At 46.9% G+C, this 708-nt stretch carries 1 protein-coding gene; it reads right to left on the bottom strand.

Going from position 1 to position 708, the window contains the following annotated elements; all coding sequences use genetic code 11:
- The coding region (locus tag A3738_RS14185; protein ID WP_197473861.1) for a zinc-binding alcohol dehydrogenase family protein at window positions 1–633 on the bottom strand (633 nt) is incomplete at its 3' end.
- Between the last annotated feature and the right edge of the window lie 75 nt (window positions 634–708).

Genomic DNA, 708 nt, shown 5'->3' with positions numbered 1-708 from the left:
ATCGTCATGGTGATTTACAACATGCGCTGCACCTTGACTCACGCACCACTCAATTGCGCCACGTTTACTCGCTGTTACCACTACTTTCAAACCTGCTAAACGCGCGGCCATTTGTGTAGCAATTGCGCCCACTGAGCCAGAGCCGCCGATAATCAATAATGTTTTTTCGCTATTGTCTTTTGCAAGGCTAATTCCCAAGCGCTCAAATAAAGCTTCCCATGCAGTTAGGGAAATAAGCGGCATAGCAGCAGCTTCTGAATTTGATAATTTACTCGGCGCAGGCCCAACAATACGCTCATCAACGAGCTGATATTCACTATTCGAACCTTGCCGCGTGATATCGCCTGCGTAATACACTCGATCACCCGGCTTATAAAAACGTGTTGCATCACCCACGGCTTTTACAATACCAACCGCATCATAACCGAGCACTTTGGGTTCTTTTTCAACTGTATCTTTTGGGGATCTTACTTTTGTATCGACAGGATTGACGCTGACCGCATCAACTTGCACGAGAAGGTCGTGCGCCCATGGTTTCGGAATCGCGAGCTCAAAATCCTTGAGTGCATTATCGTCGCTGACAGGTAGGTATTTTGTTAGGCCAACCGCTTTCATTTTATTGTTATTCGACATCCTTCATCCCTTGAAGTGATCACGCGTTATCGCATTTGGTAGGACGAAGTATAACTTAAGCCGCTCGCGCACGGT

It is taken from the genome of Oleiphilus sp. HI0066 (assembly GCF_001635725.1).
Note: the sequence above shows the minus strand (reverse complement) of the source record. Positions and strands in the feature narration are given on the sequence as shown.